We start from the raw sequence: 14457 nt of genomic DNA, 5'->3' as shown, positions 1-14457 counted from the left end.
CCACTACAACTACCATCGAGCCCATACCGCCGCCAGTGACAGACCCCCAGCCTCACGACTACGCCGCCACGTCACCAACGTCATGAGCCAGAACAGCTAGGGTCGGGGCAGGACCGGGCGACGACGAGCGCCCGACCAGGCCGCGAGGAGGCGGACGTGAGCGACGGCGGGTACGGGGACTTCGAGTTCGAGCGCCGCTTCGTCGCGCGCGACGTGCCGGCGGAGCTGCTCGCCCAGAGCCCGCCCACGCTGGTCGTGCAGGCCTACTTCCTCGCCGCGGACGGGTACGCGCTCCGTTTGCGGGTCCAGTCCGACACTGCGCGCGCCGCGCTCGGCCCCGCCACCGACCCGGTCGCCGTCCTCGAGGAGCACGCCGCCGCGTTCGACTTCTGCGCCCTCACCGCGAAGGGGCCGGCGGCCGGCGGGACCCGTTACGAGGCGGAGCGTGAGCTCGACGTGTCCGTCGGCGTCCAGATGCTGCGGCGCGGCGGCCTGCGCATCGTGAAGAACCGCCACTCGATGTGGCTGGGTGAGGACGGCTGGGTGGTCGACGTGTTCGGCGGCGAGAACCACCCGCTCGTCGTCGCGGAGTGCGAACGCTCCGGCCCGGTGGTCGACCTGCAGATCCCCGACTTCTGCGTCACCGAGGTCACGGACGACACCCGCTTCTCGAACGACGGGCTCGTGCACCGGCCGTTCGGGACCTGGGCGAGCGAGTGGGAGCACGAGCTGGCCGTCCGCGGGCCGCGGTTCGCGCAGACCTTCGGGCACAACGAGGTCCTGCACGAAGAGCTCTGACCGGCCCGGTGGCACGACCCGTCAGGGTCAGGAGACGCCGCGCGCCTCGACGTCCTGCGTGAACTCGAAGTGCCACGGCTCGTACGAGCCGCTGCCGCCCGGCCGGGCCCACGCCGGGTTGTCCCACCCGAACGTCGGAGCGTTGGCCCGCACCCACTGGTACACACCGGGGTCGCCGGTGACGCTCGAGCACATGTCGATCGCGAGGCCCAGGCCGTGGTTCGACGTGCCGGGGACGGCGGCGAACCCGGCGCGCGTGACGGCCAGCGTGTATTGCTCGGCGAGCGGGCGGTAGGCCGCCACGAGGCAGAGGTCCTTGCCGTACCGGGCGCGGTAGGTGTCGTTGAACGCGGACAGCGCGACGGCGGCGTCCGGCGCGAGGTAGTACCCGTGCTGCCACAGCTCGCAGAGCTGGCTCGTCGGGATCTGCCCGTTGCCGCCCTTCGGCACGATGTCGGGGTCGCAGCTCGTCAGGCCGGACCGCTCGACGCTGCGGCTCGCGGCCGTCTCGCGGGTCGACGTGCGCTCCATCGCTCGCACGCCGCTCGGCGCGTCGATCCCGCTGTCGGTCGCGGACATCGCGTCGAGGAAGGACGGACCGCCGCCGGACCCCGTCGGCACCTCGGAGCCGCGGGCGGCCCCGGTGAGCGGGACGGCGATCGTCGCGGCCGCCAGCGACGTCAGCACGGCGACGCGCGGGATCCAGCCGTGCCGGACCAGCTCGCGCGGGGCAGGCGCGGGGCGCGGCTCGAGATCCTGCGCCGCCACGAGGAGCGCGTGAGCCGCGATCTCGGGCTCGAGCTCCGCGATGAGCTCCTCGACGTCGTCATGGGTCGGGCACAGCGGTCCGGGGACGGACGGCGCCGCCGCCGCCGGGACGGCCACGGACGCCGCGCGCACCACGACGCGCTCGCGCGGGGCGTCGTTCCGGGTGCGGGACGGCCCGGCGTTCACGGGCGGCGCACCGAAGACCGGCAGGTGCTCGGCGACACGGTCGGCCGGCGCCACCGGGTTCGACCCCGACAGGCCCGCGGCCTCGCGACGCTCGCGCCGGGAGACGAACTGGGTGCTGGTGGTCGCGATCACGGGGGCCGCCGGGCCGAGCCCGTGGCCCGCCCCGAGCCTCTCGGCCGGCACCTGCGTCGGGGCCGCGTCCGTGTGCGGTGCGGTGCGCCCCTCGGTCCGCGCCGCGGCGTTCGGGAGGTCCCGGTAGGCGGGCGTGGCGACGGGCTGCTCACCCGTCTGGACCGCCAGCAGGGCCGCCTCGCGCCGTTCCCGTCGGCTCAGGAGCGTCGTCGACGTGGACGTCGGCTCCATGACACCTCCTGGGGGGTCTGCTCGGGATGCTGTGCTTCGCGGCCTGGGCGCTGCCACACTACGCGCCGCGCGGTCACGGAACAATAACGAAGAGACGTCTCCCTTCCAAACCCGCTGGTCGACGGGCCGGTCACGGACGTGCCGGACGTGCGGCACGCCGCGCGACCCGCACGCCGGTCCCCCGCTGCATGGCGTCCCGGACCTCGCCCACGAGCTCCTCGAGGATGTCCTCGAGGAACACGACGCCGAGCGCCGGCTCCCCCGGGCCGCCGTCCACGATCGCGAGGTGTGCCCCGGAGAGCTGCATCGCACGGAGCACGTCCTCGACCTCGTCGTCCGGCGCGGCCGGCGCGAGCGGGCGCACCGAGAGGTCGGGGACGGGCTGGTCGCGGTCGTCGTCCGACGCGTACAGGACGTCCTTGAGGTGCAGGTAGCCGACGACGTCGGCCCCCCGCACGACCGGGAACCGGCTGAACCCGGTGCGGGTCACGAGCTGCTCGACGTCGTGCGGCGTGCAGCCCGCGTCGACGGTCACGAGGTCGCCGAGCGGCACCATGACGTCGCGCGCCGACTTCTCGGAGAACTCCAGGGCGCCCGCGAGCAGGCCCTGCTCGTCGCTCAACGCCCCCTCGGCGGCCGAGTGCTCGACGATCGACTGGACCTCCTCGACCGTGAAGGTCGACGCCACCTCGTCGCGGGGCTCCACGCCGCCGAGCCGCACGGCGTGGTTGGCGAGCCAGTTCAGCGCGTGGATGACCGGGCGCACGGCACGCGCCATCCACACGAGCGGCGGGCCGAAGAGCATCACCGCACGGTCCGGCCCGGACACGGCCAGGTTCTTCGGGACCATCTCGCCGAGCACGACGTGCAGGTAGACGACGATCGCGAGCGCGATCACCAGCGCGATCGGGTGGACGAGGGCCTCGCTCGCGCCGAGCGCGTGCACGGGCACCTCGATGAGGTGCGCCAGGGCGGGCTCCGCCACCACGCCGAGGCCGGTCGAGCAGACCGTCACGCCGAGCTGCGCGCACGCCAGCATCAACGACACGTGCTCCATGGCGTAGATGACCGTGCGGGCGCGCGCGTTGCCGGCGTCCGCGAGCGGCTCGATGGCGCTGCGGCGCGCCGACAGGACGGAGAACTCCGCACCCACGAAGAACGCGTTGCCGAGCAGCAGCACGAGCCCGAAGAGGATCCCGACCCCGGGGCTCACCGGCCACCACCCCCGCGCACGTCCACGTCGTCGGGCGCGGGCGGTCCGACCACCCGCAACCTCTCGACCCGTCGTCCGTCCATCGACTCGACCCGCAGGCGCGCACCGTCGACCTCGACCTCGTCGCCGGGCACCGGGATCCGGCCGAGCCGTTCCATGAGCAGCCCGCCGAGGGTCTCGTACGCGCCCGACTCGGGCAGCACGACGCCCGTCTGCTCGACCAGCTCGTCGGGCCGCGTCTCGCCCGGGACGCCCCAGGAGCCGTCCGCGGCGCGTCGCACGACGGCGGCGCGCGGGTCGTGCTCGTCGGACACCTCGCCCACGAGCTCCTCGACGACGTCCTCGAGCGTCACGACCCCGGACGTGCCGCCGTACTCGTCGACGACGACCGCCATCTGCAGACCGAACCCGCGCAGCTCGACGAGCAGCGGGCCGAGGCGGACCGTCTCGGGCACCTGGGGTGCCTCGACCATCAGGGCCGCGACCGGGACCTCGCTGCGCCGATCCGCGGGCACGGAGACGGCCCGGCGAAGGTGCACGAGCCCGACCACGTCGTCCCGGTCCCGGTCGATCACCGGGAAGCGGGAGTGGCCGGTCGCGCGGACCAGCTCGAGCAGGTCGGCGGCCGACGCCTCCTTGTGGAGCACGTCGAGACGCTGCCGGTCCGTCATGACGTCGACGGCGGTGAGCTCCTCCAGGTCGAGCGAGTTGGTCAGCAGGGTCGCGACCGACTCCTCGAGCGTCCCCTCGGCGGCCGACCGCCGCACGAGCGCGGCCAGCTCGGTCGTCGAACGGGCACCCGAGATCTCTTCGACGGGCTCGACCCCGACGCGGCGCAGCAGCGCGTTGGCGGACCCGTTGAGCACCCGGATCACGGGCCGCGCGAGGCGGGTGAAGGCGCGCTGCACGGGCACCACGAGCCGCGCGGTCGGGTACGGCACGCTCAGGGCGAAGTTCTTGGGGATGAGCTCCCCGAACAGCATCGAGAACACGTTCACGACGACCAGCGCGACGACGCCCGCGAGCGCCACCGCGACACCCCGGGCGAGGCCCGTGTCGCCGAGGACGCCCACGACGAGGTCGTACAGCGCCGGCTGCGCCGTGTAACCCAGCAGGATGGTGGTGACGGTGATGCCGACCTGCGCGGAGGACAGCTCGGTGGACAGGCTGGCGAGCGCCCCGCGGACGCTGCGGTCGCGCCGGTCCGCGGTCCCGTCCCCGCCGGAGCGCAGGACGGCGGGGTCGAGGGTGACGAGCGCGAACTCGCTCGCCACGAAGACGGCGGTGCCCGCGGTGAGCAGGACGCCGAAGGCCAGCAGGAGCCAGTCGGTCAGCACCCGGCGTGCACCTCCCCGCGCGAGGACGCGGTCGTGGGGTCGGCCGGGACGTCGGCCCGGGGTGCGAGGGCGACCCGGAGGTCGCCGGTGGTACCGGCCCGCGCCGCAGGGGGTGCGGGGCGGTCGCTATGTCGAGGTCTGTCGCCGTTCATGGTGCGCACCATGCTAACGAGCGGGCCGGGTGTCCGGCGCGCCCGGACGCACCCCGTCAGCCGGCGTCGGCGCCCGCCGTGCTGTCGATCGCGCGGCGCACCACGGGGACGTCCACCTCGGGTACGGCGACCCGCCACTCCCCGTCCGGCCCGGTGCCGCGGAGCTCGCGGAACTGGGCCGAGTCGGGGAACTTGCCCTCGACCTCGGTCACGGCGGTCACGCGGCGCGGCGCCGGCCCGACGGCACGCAGGATGGGGCCCTTGAGGTGGTCGCGGTGCAACGTCGCCATCCCGCCGTGCCAGGCGGAGCGCTTGCCCCGGGGGACGTAGACGACCACGCGCAGGGACTCACCGCTCTCGAGGTCGGCGAGGTCGTCCTCGGGCGTCCGGGTGCGCCCGAACCTGCCGAGCAGGGCGTCGATCATCGTGCGGGTGCCCGCGGTGCGCGGCATCTCGTCCTCCAGTGCTCCGACGGTCGGTGCGGACAGGGCTGTCCCCGCGTCGCTCGGCACAGCGTAGTTCGGCCGGTCGTCCGGTCGCGCGTCCCCGCGACGCGGGCACGGTTGTGCCACGCTGTCCCTATGTCACCGAGCACAGTGCCGTCCGGTCCAGGCGCCGCGGGCCAGCCCGGCGCGACCCCTGTCGGTCGCGTCGCGCGACCGTCGGCCGAGCCCAGCGCGACCGTCCTCGTGGTGGAGGACGAGCCGACGATCGCCACCGCGATCGCGCAGCGGCTCGTCGCGGAGGGGTGGCGCGTCGAGGTGGCACGCGACGGGCTGACCGGGGTCGACGCGGCGCTGCGCCTCCGCCCCGACGCGATCGTCCTGGACGTCATGCTCCCCGGCATCGACGGGCTCGAGGTGACGCGGCGCATCCAGGCGGAGCACCCCACGCCGATCCTCATGCTCACGGCCCGGGACGACGAGACCGACATGATCATCGGGCTGGGCGTGGGCGCGGACGACTACATGACGAAGCCGTTCTCGATGCGGGAGCTCGTCGCCCGGCTCAAGGCGCTCATGCGGCGCGTGGACCGCGCGGCGCAGGCGGCGACGACGCCGGTCGCCCAGCCGCCGCTCGAGATCGGTGACGTCACGATCGACGTCGCGCAGCGGCGCGTGTACCGCGGCGGCGAGGAGATCCACCTGACGCCCACCGAGTTCGAGCTGCTCGTGATGCTCGCGAGCTCGCCGCGGACCGTGCTGACGCGCGAGAAGCTCCTCGCGGAGGTCTGGGACTGGGCGGACGCGAGCGGCACCCGCACGGTGGACTCCCACATCAAGGCGTTGCGCCGCAAGCTGGGCGCCGACCTCATCCGCACGGTGCACGGCGTGGGGTACGCCTTCGAGCCGGTGTCGTGAGCCCGTCGGGAGCCGAGCGACCACCGCGACGCGCCCCCGAGGTGGTCGCCAAGGCCGTGTCGCGGGTCCCGGACGTGCGCCCGCTGGACCGGGTGACGTCGATCCGCACCAAGCTGGGCGTGCTCGTCGCGCTCACCGTGACCTTCGCGTCGTTCGTGACGTGGGTGGGGCTGCGCAACGAGCTGGGGCCGACGCGCACCCTGCCGCTCGCGATCGTGCTGTCGCTCCTGCTGACGCAGGTCCTGGCGCGTGGCATGACGTCACCGCTGCGCGAGATGACGCGCGCGGCCCGGGCGATGGCCGACGGGGACTACTCGCGTCGGGTGCGGGCGACGAGCCGGGACGAGGTCGGGCAGCTCGCGGGGGCGTTCAACCAGATGTCGGCCGACCTCGAGGCGTCGGACCGCGTGCGCCGTGAGCTGGTCGCGAACGTCTCGCACGAGCTGCGCACGCCGATCGCCGGCCTGCACGCCCAGCTGGAGAACATGGTGGACGGCGTGACGGCGCCGTCGCCCGCGGTGCTCCAGACGTCGTTGGCGCAGACGGAGCGGCTGTCCCGGCTCGTGACGTACCTGCTGGACCTGTCCCGGCTCGAGGCGGGGGCGGCGGAGCTCAACCTCGAGACCGTCCCGGTGGGCGACTTCCTGGAGGAGGCCGCGGAGTCGGTCTCGCTGCTCGAGGCGTCGAAGCAGCTGCACTACGTGGTCGACGTGTCGCCGCCGGACCTCGCGCTCGAGGCCGACCCGGCACGCCTCCACCAGGTCGTCACGAACCTCCTGCACAACGCGATCCGCTACTCGCCACCCGGTGGCACGGTCCGCATCGAGGCCTACGGACCGCCGTCGGGCGACCACGTGCTGATCGACGTGGCCGACGAGGGGCCGGGCATCGCCCCGGAGGACCGCGAGCGCATCTTCAACCGCTTCCAGCGGGGCAGCGCCCCGTCGGGCGCGGCGCCGTCGACGGGCGGCACGGGCATCGGGCTGGCGATCGTCCGGTGGGCGGTCGAGCTGCACGGCGGGACGGTGGAGGTCGTGGACGACCCGGGGGGTGCCCGCATGCGGCTGGCGCTCCCCCGCGCCCACGCCGCGTCGGGGCACCGCGCGGTGTGACGCACCCCACACGCGGGCGCCCCGGGGGTGCGGCACCGATACGCCCCGATGGGCTTTTCCGGACACGATCTTGTGTCAGATCGTGAGGGACATTTGCCGTCCTGTTGCCACTTGCAGACGGAGCGTGAAGATCGACGGGAGACCCCCGTCGCGCAGCGCGTGACGACACCCCGGCGACGCGCCCGGGCGCGCCGCGGGGCACGCCCGAGGGCCTACGCTGGTATAGCACCAGCGCCGGTGCCCCCCGAAGCAGAACCACCACACGTGTGAAAGTGGGCGATCCCCGAGTGTCCCCGAAGGCTGAGTCAGAGTCGATCAGCGCGCTGCGCGCCACGTTCGGCGCCAACGAGTGGCTGGTCGACGAGCTCTACGACCAATATCTCGCCGACAAGAACTCGGTGGACCCCGCCTGGTGGGAGTTCTTCGCGGACTACCGCCCCGAGGGTGGCACGCCGCGGGGCGCCGGGTCGGGCAACGGCGAGACGGCCACGAACGGCGCTGCGACGACCGCGAAGCCCGCAGCAGCACCCGCGCCCGCCCCCGCCGCAGCAGCACCGGCGCCCGCCCCCGCCGCGAGGCCCGCAGCGGCGCCGGCCCCCGCCCCGGCCGCTGTGCCCGCCACCGACTCCGCGGCAGCGCCCGCCCCCGCCGCGACGCCCGCGACCGCGCCCTACGCGCACCTCCCCGCCGCGCGCTCCGCCGCGTCGGCCCCGGTCGCCGCGGACGGCGAGGACCACGCCGACAAGCTGCGTGGCCCCGCCGCCCGCGTCGTGACGAACATGGAGCAGAGCCTCTCGGTGCCGACGGCGACGTCGGTGCGTGCCGTGCCGGCCAAGCTCATGGTCGACAACCGGATCGTCATCAACAACCACCTCGCGCGCACCCGCGGCGGCAAGATCTCGTTCACGCACCTCATCGGCTTCGCCCTCGTCGAGGCCGTCAGCGAGATGCCGTCCATGAACGCGTCGTACACGCAGGTCGACGGCAAGCCCGGCGTGCTCACGCCCGCGCACGTCAACCTCGGCATCGCGATCGACCTGCCCAAGCCGGACGGCTCGCGCCAGCTCCTCGTGCCCGGCATCAAGGGCACCGAGTCGATGGACTTCGCACAGTTCTGGAACGCGTACGAGGACGTCGTGCGTCGCGCCCGCGGCAACAAGCTCGCGGTCGACGACTTCAAGGGCGTCACGATCTCGCTGACCAACCCGGGCGGCATCGGCACCGTGCACTCGGTCCCGCGCCTCATGGAGGGCCAGGGCGCGATCATCGGCGTCGGCGCGATGGACTACCCCGCCGAGTTCGCGGGTGCGTCCGAGGAGCAGCTCGCCCGCATGGGCGTCTCGAAGGTCGTGACGCTCACGTCGACGTACGACCACCGCATCATCCAGGGCGCCGGCTCGGGCGACTTCCTGCGCATCATCGGGCGCAAGCTCATCGGCGAGGACGGTTTCTACGACCGCGTGTTCGCGGCGCTCCGCATCCCGTACGAGCCGATCCGCTGGGTGCGCGACAACACGAACGACGCCGAGGCGGAGGCCGCCAAGCCGGCCCGCATCGCCGAGCTCATCCACGCGTTCCGCTCGCGCGGCCATCTCATGGCGGACACCGACCCGCTGACGTACCGCCAGCGCAAGCACCCGGACCTCGACATCCAGAGCCACGGCCTGACGCTGTGGGACCTGGACCGCTCGTTCCCGGTCACGGGCTTCGGCGGCAAGACGCGCGACACGCTGCGCAACATCCTCGGGACGCTGCGCGACGCGTACTGCCGCACCATCGGCTTCGAGTACATGCACATCGCCGACCCGGCCCAGCGCCGCTGGATCCAGGAGCGCCTCGAGTCCGGGTACGCCCGCACGCCGCGCGAGGACCAGCTCCGCATCCTGCGCCGCCTCAACTCCGCCGAGGCGTTCGAGACGTTCCTGCAGACGAAGTTCGTCGGCCAGAAGCGGTTCTCGCTCGAGGGCGGCGAGTCCGTCATCCCGCTGCTCGACGCGATCCTGTCGCGCGCCGCCGAGAACGGCCTGGACGAGGTCTGCGTCGGCATGGCCCACCGCGGCCGCCTCAACGTCCTCGCGAACATCGCCGGCAAGAGCTACGCGCAGATCTTCGCGGAGTTCGAGGGCAACACCGACCCGAAGTCGGTCCAGGGCTCGGGCGACGTGAAGTACCACCTCGGCACGGAGGGCACGTTCACCGCGGAGTCCGGCGCGCAGACGCAGGTCTACCTCGCGGCGAACCCGTCCCACCTCGAGGCGGTCGACCCGGTGCTCGAGGGCATCGTCCGCGCCAAGCAGGACCGCATCGACCTGGGCGGCGACGGCTTCTCCGTGCTGCCGATCCTCCTCCACGGCGACGCGGCCTTCGCGGGCCAGGGCGTCGTGCCCGAGGTGCTCAACCTGGCGCAGCTGCGCGGGTACCGCACCGGCGGCACGGTCCACGTGATCATCAACAACCAGCTCGGCTTCACCACCGGGCCGTCGTCGTCGCGCTCGACGACGTACGCGACGGACATCGCCAAGGGCTTCCAGCTCCCGATCTTCCACGTCAACGGGGACGACCCCGAGGCGTGCGTCCGGGTGGCCGAGCTCGCCTTCGCGTTCCGCGAGCAGTTCGACCAGGACGTCGTCATCGACATGGTCTGCTACCGCCGCCGCGGTCACAACGAGGGCGACGACCCCTCGATGACGCAGCCGCTCATGTACAACCTCATCGAGGACAAGCGCTCGGTGCGCAAGCTCTACACCGAGAACCTCGTGGCCCGAGGCGACCTGACGGTCGAGGACGCCGAGACGGCGCTCAAGGACTACCAGGCGCAGCTCGAGCGGGTCTTCACCGAGACGCGCGAGGGCGGGTACACCCCGCCGGCCTCGACCGAGCCCGTCGCGGGCCTCGAGCGCCCGGAGGCGCAGCGCGAGGACGCCGGCACGATGGTCGGCTGGAAGACCGCGATCGACGCCTCGGTGCTCGAGCGCGTCGGTGCCGTGCACACGCAGACGCCCGAGGGCTTCACCGTCCACCCGAAGCTCGGCCAGCTCCTGCAGAAGCGCCACGAGATGTCCACCAACGGCGGTATCGACTGGGGCTTCGGCGAGCTCGCCGCCTTCGGCTCGCTGCTCATGGAGGGCACGCCCGTCCGTCTCGCCGGGCAGGACTCGCGCCGCGGCACCTTCGTCCAGCGCCACTCGGTCTTCCACGACCGCAGCACGGGAGCCGAGTGGACCCCGCTGCTGTACCTGTCGGGCGACCAGGCGAAGTTCTGGGTGTACGACTCGTCGCTGTCGGAGTACGCGGCCCTCGGGTTCGAGTACGGCTACTCGGTCGAGCGCCCCGACGCGCTCGTCCTGTGGGAGGCGCAGTTCGGCGACTTCGTCAACGGCGCGCAGACCGTCATCGACGAGTTCATCTCGTCGGCCGAGCAGAAGTGGGGCCAGAACGCCTCGCTCGTCATGCTCCTGCCGCACGGGTACGAGGGTCAGGGGCCGGACCACAGCTCCGCGCGCATCGAGCGCTTCCTGCAGCTGTGCGCCCAGGACAACATGGTCGTGGCGCAGCCGTCCACGCCGGCGTCGTACTTCCACCTGCTGCGCCGTCAGGCGTACGCCCGACCGCGCAAGCCGCTCGTGGTGTTCACGCCCAAGCAGCTGCTGCGCCTCAAGGCGGCGGCGTCGTCCGTCGAGGACTTCACGACGGGGACGTTCGAGCCCGTGCTGCCCGACACGCTCGACCCGGCGAAGGTCGACCGCGTCGTGCTGTGCAGCGGCCGCGTGTACTACGACCTGCTGGCAGAGCGCACGCAGCGTGGCGACGAGCGCACCGCGATCCTGCGCCTCGAGCAGCTCTACCCCTTCCCCGAGGAGCAGATCCGGGCCGAGCTGGCCCGCTACGGCACCCAGGACGTCGTGTGGGCGCAGGACGAGCCCGAGAACCAGGGCCCGTGGTCGTTCGTGCACATCCAGCTCCCGGAGGACCTGCCCCGCGTGCGCGTCGCGTCGCGCCCGGCGTCCGCGTCCACCGCGGCGGGGACGGCCAAGAAGCACCGCGCCCAGCAGGAGACCCTCGTCGAGCAGGTCTTCGCCCGCTGACCTCGGCAGACACCCGCGGGCCAGGTGCCCGACGACCGCCCGGACGGGCGCCGGTGTGACGCTCCTCGCGTCGCGTCGGCGTCCGTCCGGCGCGTCGGGGCCCCGACCGTGCGGCACGATGGACGGATGGAACAGCACCTCCTCGGCCGCACGGGCCGTCTCGTCTCGGTCGTGGGTCTCGGCACCTGGCAGCTCGGCGCCGACTGGGGCGACGTCTCCGACGCCGACGCGCACGCGGTGCTCGACGCCGCCGTCGAGGAAGGCGTGACCTTCTTCGACACCGCGGACGTGTACGGCGACGGACGCTCCGAGCAGCTCATCGGCAACTACCTCACGCAGCGCCCGGACGTGCAGGTGACGGTCGCGACCAAGATGGGCCGGCGCGCCGAGCAGGTGCCGGCGTCGTACACGGCCGACGCGTTCCGCCGCTGGGTCGACCGCTCCCGCACGAACCTGCGCACGGACCGGCTCGACCTCGTCCAGCTCCACTGCCCGCCGTCGGCCGTGATCGACGACGACGCCACGTACGACGCGCTGGACGCGCTCGTGGCGGACGGCGCGATCGCCGGGTACGGCGTGAGCGTCGAGACGTGCGAGCAGGCGCTGGCGGCCATCGCACGGCCGCACGTCACGTCCGTGCAGATCATCCTCAACGCGTTCCGCCTCAAGCCGCTCGACGAGGTCGTCCCGGCGGCGTCCGCGGCGGGCGTCGGCATCATCGCGCGGGTCCCGCTCGCGTCGGGCCTCCTGTCGGGCCGGTACACGCGCGACACCACCTTCGCGGAGTCCGACCACCGGACGTACAACCGGGACGGCTCGGCGTTCGACGTCGGCGAGACGTTCTCCGGGGTGCCGTTCGACGTGGGCGTCGAGGCGGCACAGGACTTCGGCGCGCTCGTGGACGCCCTCCCGCACGAGCTCACGCCCGCGCAGGCAGCGATCGCGTGGGCGTGGCAGCAGCCGGGCGTCTCGACCGTGATCCCGGGCGCGCGGGACGCGGCGCAGGCGCGCGGCAGCGCGGCGGCGGGCGGCGCACCCGTGCTCGGGCCGACGTTCGAGCGCGGCGTGCGCGACGTGTACGACGCGCGGCTGCGGGAGCTCGTGCACTCCCGGTGGTGACGACCGGTGGCGGCCCGATGAGTGCGCTCGGGCTCGGGCGCACTACGGTGTCACCCGTGACTGACACGACCCACCCCGCGGAGAGCCCCTCGACGACCCCCTCGGCTGCCGCCCCGGCGGCCGGCCAGGACGTCCCCTCGGGGGTCCAGCACACGCTGCGAGCCGGCCCGTACGAGGCCGTCGTCACGGAGGTGGGCGCGAACCTGCGGGCGCTCACGGCGGACGGTGTCGAGGTCGTGCAGCCCTTCGCCGCCGAGGTGATCGCACCCGCGAGCCACGGCGCGGTCCTCGCCCCGTGGCCGAACCGGCTCCGCGACGGCCGGTACACGTTCGACGGCACGGAGTACCAGGTCCCCGTCACCGAGCCCGCGCGCGGCACCGCGCTGCACGGCCTGGTGTGCTGGGACCGGTGGAGCGTGGTCGCCCGCGAGACGACCCAGACGTCCGACGCGATCGAGCTCCGCGTCGTTCCGGTGCCGCAGCCGGGCTACCCCTTCGGGCTCAAGGTCACGGTCCGCTACGCGCTCGACGCCGACGGCCTCACCGTGACGACGCGCGCCCGGGCCACCGGGGCGCAGGCCGCGCCGTTCGGGCTCGGCTTCCACCCGTGGCTGTCGACCCGCGGCGCGGCCGTGGACGACTGCACGCTGCGGCTCGACGCGACGGACCACGTCACCGTCGACGAGCGCCTGCTTCCCACGGGCACCGAGCCCGTCGCGGGCCCGTACGACCTGCGCGCCGGGCTCCCCCTCGACGGCGTCGACCTCGACGACGCCTGGGTCGGTGCGACGCGTGACGACCACGGGCTCTCGTGGGCCGTCCTGACGACGCCCGACGGCCTGCGCACGTCCCTGTGGATGGACGCGTCGTTCGCGGCCTGGCAGGTCTGCACGGGCGACCACATCACGCCGGCGTGGGCCCGTACCGCGGTCGCGGTGGAACCGATGACCTGCGTGGCGGACGCGTTCAACACGGGCGAGCTGCTCGTCGTCCTCGCGCCGGGCGAGGAGCACGTGAGCCGCTGGGGCCTGTCGCTCGCGTGACGCCGGCGCGGGCCGGGTTTCACCCGCTCCGCCCGCCACGCCGGGAGCGCCGCGCGGGCACGCCGCCCGGGCAGGGGGCGTCCCGTAGGACACAATGGTGCGGTGCCGAGCGACGCGGCCCGGCACCGCATCCCGGCCGTCCCGGCCACCCGGGACACCCCGGCACGACGCATGCACCCGACGACGAAGGGCGGTACCCGGTGACCCAGACGAACGGCTGGTCGGCGAACGGCCCGGAGCGCACCGAGCTGCGCATCTGCGTCGTGGGCGACGAGCTGGTCGCGGGAGTCGGGGACGCCCGCGGCCTCGGCTGGACGGGCCGCGTGCTCGCCCGCACCCGGTTCGACGGCACGACCCTGCTCATGACGCTCCCGATCCCGCGGGAGCCGTCCACGGCGCTCGGGGAGCGCTGGCAGGCCGAGACGGCGCGCCGCTTCTCCCCCGAGCCCACGGTCGACAACCGGCTCGTCGTGGCGCTCGGCCGCCACGACCTCGACACCGGGCTGTCGCTCGCCCGCAGCCGCCTCAACCTCGCGAACGTGCTGGACGTGGCCGAGCAGCAGCGCACGCCCGCGTTCGTCGTCGGTCCCCCGCCCGGCTCACCCGAGGAGAACGGGCGGCTCGGCGAGCTCTCGGCCGCGTACGCGGACGTCGCCGGGCGTCGCCGGGTCCCGTACGTCGACACGTTCTCCCCGCTCGTGGGGCACGAGCAGTGGCTCGCCGACCTCGCCAGCGCCGGGACGGGCCTGCCGGGCCAGGCCGGGTACGGGCTCATCGCGTGGCTCGTGCTGCACACGGGGTGGCACTCCTGGCTGGGACTGCCCGACCCGACGGTCTGACGGCGCTCGCGAGGAGGGCCCCCGTCACGGTGTGCGGGGCCGCGCCTGGACCGATCGGCCGCAACGGCTGTCGCTCGCACC

11 protein-coding genes and 1 pseudogene are annotated in these 14457 nt (G+C 73.7%); 8 read left to right on the top strand and 4 right to left on the bottom strand.

Annotated features, from left to right (window positions below):
* A pseudogene (locus CLV34_RS16815) lies at window positions 1-100 on the top strand (IS481 family transposase); the annotation flags it as partial.
* Between the two features lie 56 nt (window positions 101-156).
* Window positions 157-798, top strand: a complete 642-nt coding sequence (locus CLV34_RS00550) for a CYTH domain-containing protein (protein WP_100348346.1) — start codon at window positions 157-159, stop codon at window positions 796-798.
* Between the two features lie 27 nt (window positions 799-825).
* Here CLV34_RS00550 and CLV34_RS00545 read toward each other — a convergent pair whose 3' ends face one another.
* The 4 genes from CLV34_RS00545 to CLV34_RS00530 form a co-directional block, all read right to left on the bottom strand.
* Window positions 826-2115: a M15 family metallopeptidase gene (locus CLV34_RS00545; RefSeq protein WP_100348345.1), complete on the bottom strand. Its 1290-nt coding sequence runs from the start codon at window positions 2113-2115 to the stop codon at window positions 826-828.
* A 130-nt stretch (window positions 2116-2245) separates the two neighbouring features.
* On the bottom strand, window positions 2246-3328 hold the full coding sequence (locus tag CLV34_RS00540) for a hemolysin family protein (protein ID WP_100348344.1): 1083 nt from the start codon (window positions 3326-3328) through the stop codon (window positions 2246-2248).
* Window positions 3325-4665 (bottom strand): hemolysin family protein, encoded by a 1341-nt coding sequence (locus tag CLV34_RS00535; RefSeq protein WP_100348343.1) that lies wholly within the window; start codon window positions 4663-4665, stop codon window positions 3325-3327. Before CLV34_RS00535 ends, CLV34_RS00540 begins: the two co-directional genes overlap by 4 nt.
* A gap of 208 nt (window positions 4666-4873) precedes the next feature.
* Complete coding sequence (locus CLV34_RS00530; RefSeq protein WP_157803640.1) at window positions 4874-5269, bottom strand: hypothetical protein; 396 nt, start codon at window positions 5267-5269, stop codon at window positions 4874-4876.
* A gap of 129 nt (window positions 5270-5398) precedes the next feature.
* On the opposite strand from CLV34_RS00530, the gene CLV34_RS00525 reads away from it, so the two are divergent.
* The 6 genes from CLV34_RS00525 to CLV34_RS00500 all read left to right on the top strand — a co-directional run bounded on the left by CLV34_RS00525 (window position 5399) and on the right by CLV34_RS00500 (window position 14376).
* Window positions 5399-6178, top strand: coding sequence for a response regulator transcription factor (locus tag CLV34_RS00525; RefSeq protein ID WP_100348341.1), 780 nt, complete (start codon window positions 5399-5401; stop codon window positions 6176-6178).
* Between the two features lie 56 nt (window positions 6179-6234).
* Entirely contained in the window at window positions 6235-7290 is a 1056-nt protein-coding gene (locus CLV34_RS00520) for a HAMP domain-containing sensor histidine kinase (protein WP_100348356.1), read from the top strand.
* A 287-nt stretch (window positions 7291-7577) separates the two neighbouring features.
* On the top strand, window positions 7578-11375 hold the full coding sequence (locus CLV34_RS00515; RefSeq protein WP_100348340.1) for a multifunctional oxoglutarate decarboxylase/oxoglutarate dehydrogenase thiamine pyrophosphate-binding subunit/dihydrolipoyllysine-residue succinyltransferase subunit: 3798 nt from the start codon (window positions 7578-7580) through the stop codon (window positions 11373-11375).
* A 126-nt stretch (window positions 11376-11501) separates the two neighbouring features.
* Entirely contained in the window at window positions 11502-12494 is a 993-nt protein-coding gene (locus CLV34_RS00510) for an aldo/keto reductase (RefSeq protein ID WP_100348339.1), read from the top strand.
* Between the two features lie 56 nt (window positions 12495-12550).
* A complete protein-coding gene (locus CLV34_RS00505; RefSeq protein ID WP_245858844.1) occupies window positions 12551-13537 on the top strand; it encodes an aldose 1-epimerase family protein in 987 nt (328 codons plus the stop codon).
* A 200-nt stretch (window positions 13538-13737) separates the two neighbouring features.
* A complete protein-coding gene (locus CLV34_RS00500; RefSeq protein ID WP_245858842.1) occupies window positions 13738-14376 on the top strand; it encodes a GDSL-type esterase/lipase family protein in 639 nt (212 codons plus the stop codon).
* Window positions 14377-14457 lie beyond the last annotated feature (81 nt).

This window comes from Luteimicrobium subarcticum, from assembly GCF_002798015.1.
GTDB lineage: Bacteria > Actinomycetota > Actinomycetes > Actinomycetales > Cellulomonadaceae > Luteimicrobium > Luteimicrobium subarcticum.
This window is presented reverse-complemented; position numbering and strand designations above follow the sequence as displayed.

Coding starts and splice junctions, on each gene's coding strand:
- CLV34_RS00545 (WP_100348345.1), bottom strand. CDS start 2,115: ATGGAGCCGACGTCCACGTCGACGACGCTCCTGAGCCGACGGGAACGG.
- CLV34_RS00530 (WP_157803640.1), bottom strand. CDS start 5,269: ATGCCGCGCACCGCGGGCACCCGCACGATGATCGACGCCCTGCTCGGC.
- CLV34_RS00525 (WP_100348341.1), top strand. CDS start 5,399: ATGTCACCGAGCACAGTGCCGTCCGGTCCAGGCGCCGCGGGCCAGCCC.
- CLV34_RS00510 (WP_100348339.1), top strand. CDS start 11,502: ATGGAACAGCACCTCCTCGGCCGCACGGGCCGTCTCGTCTCGGTCGTG.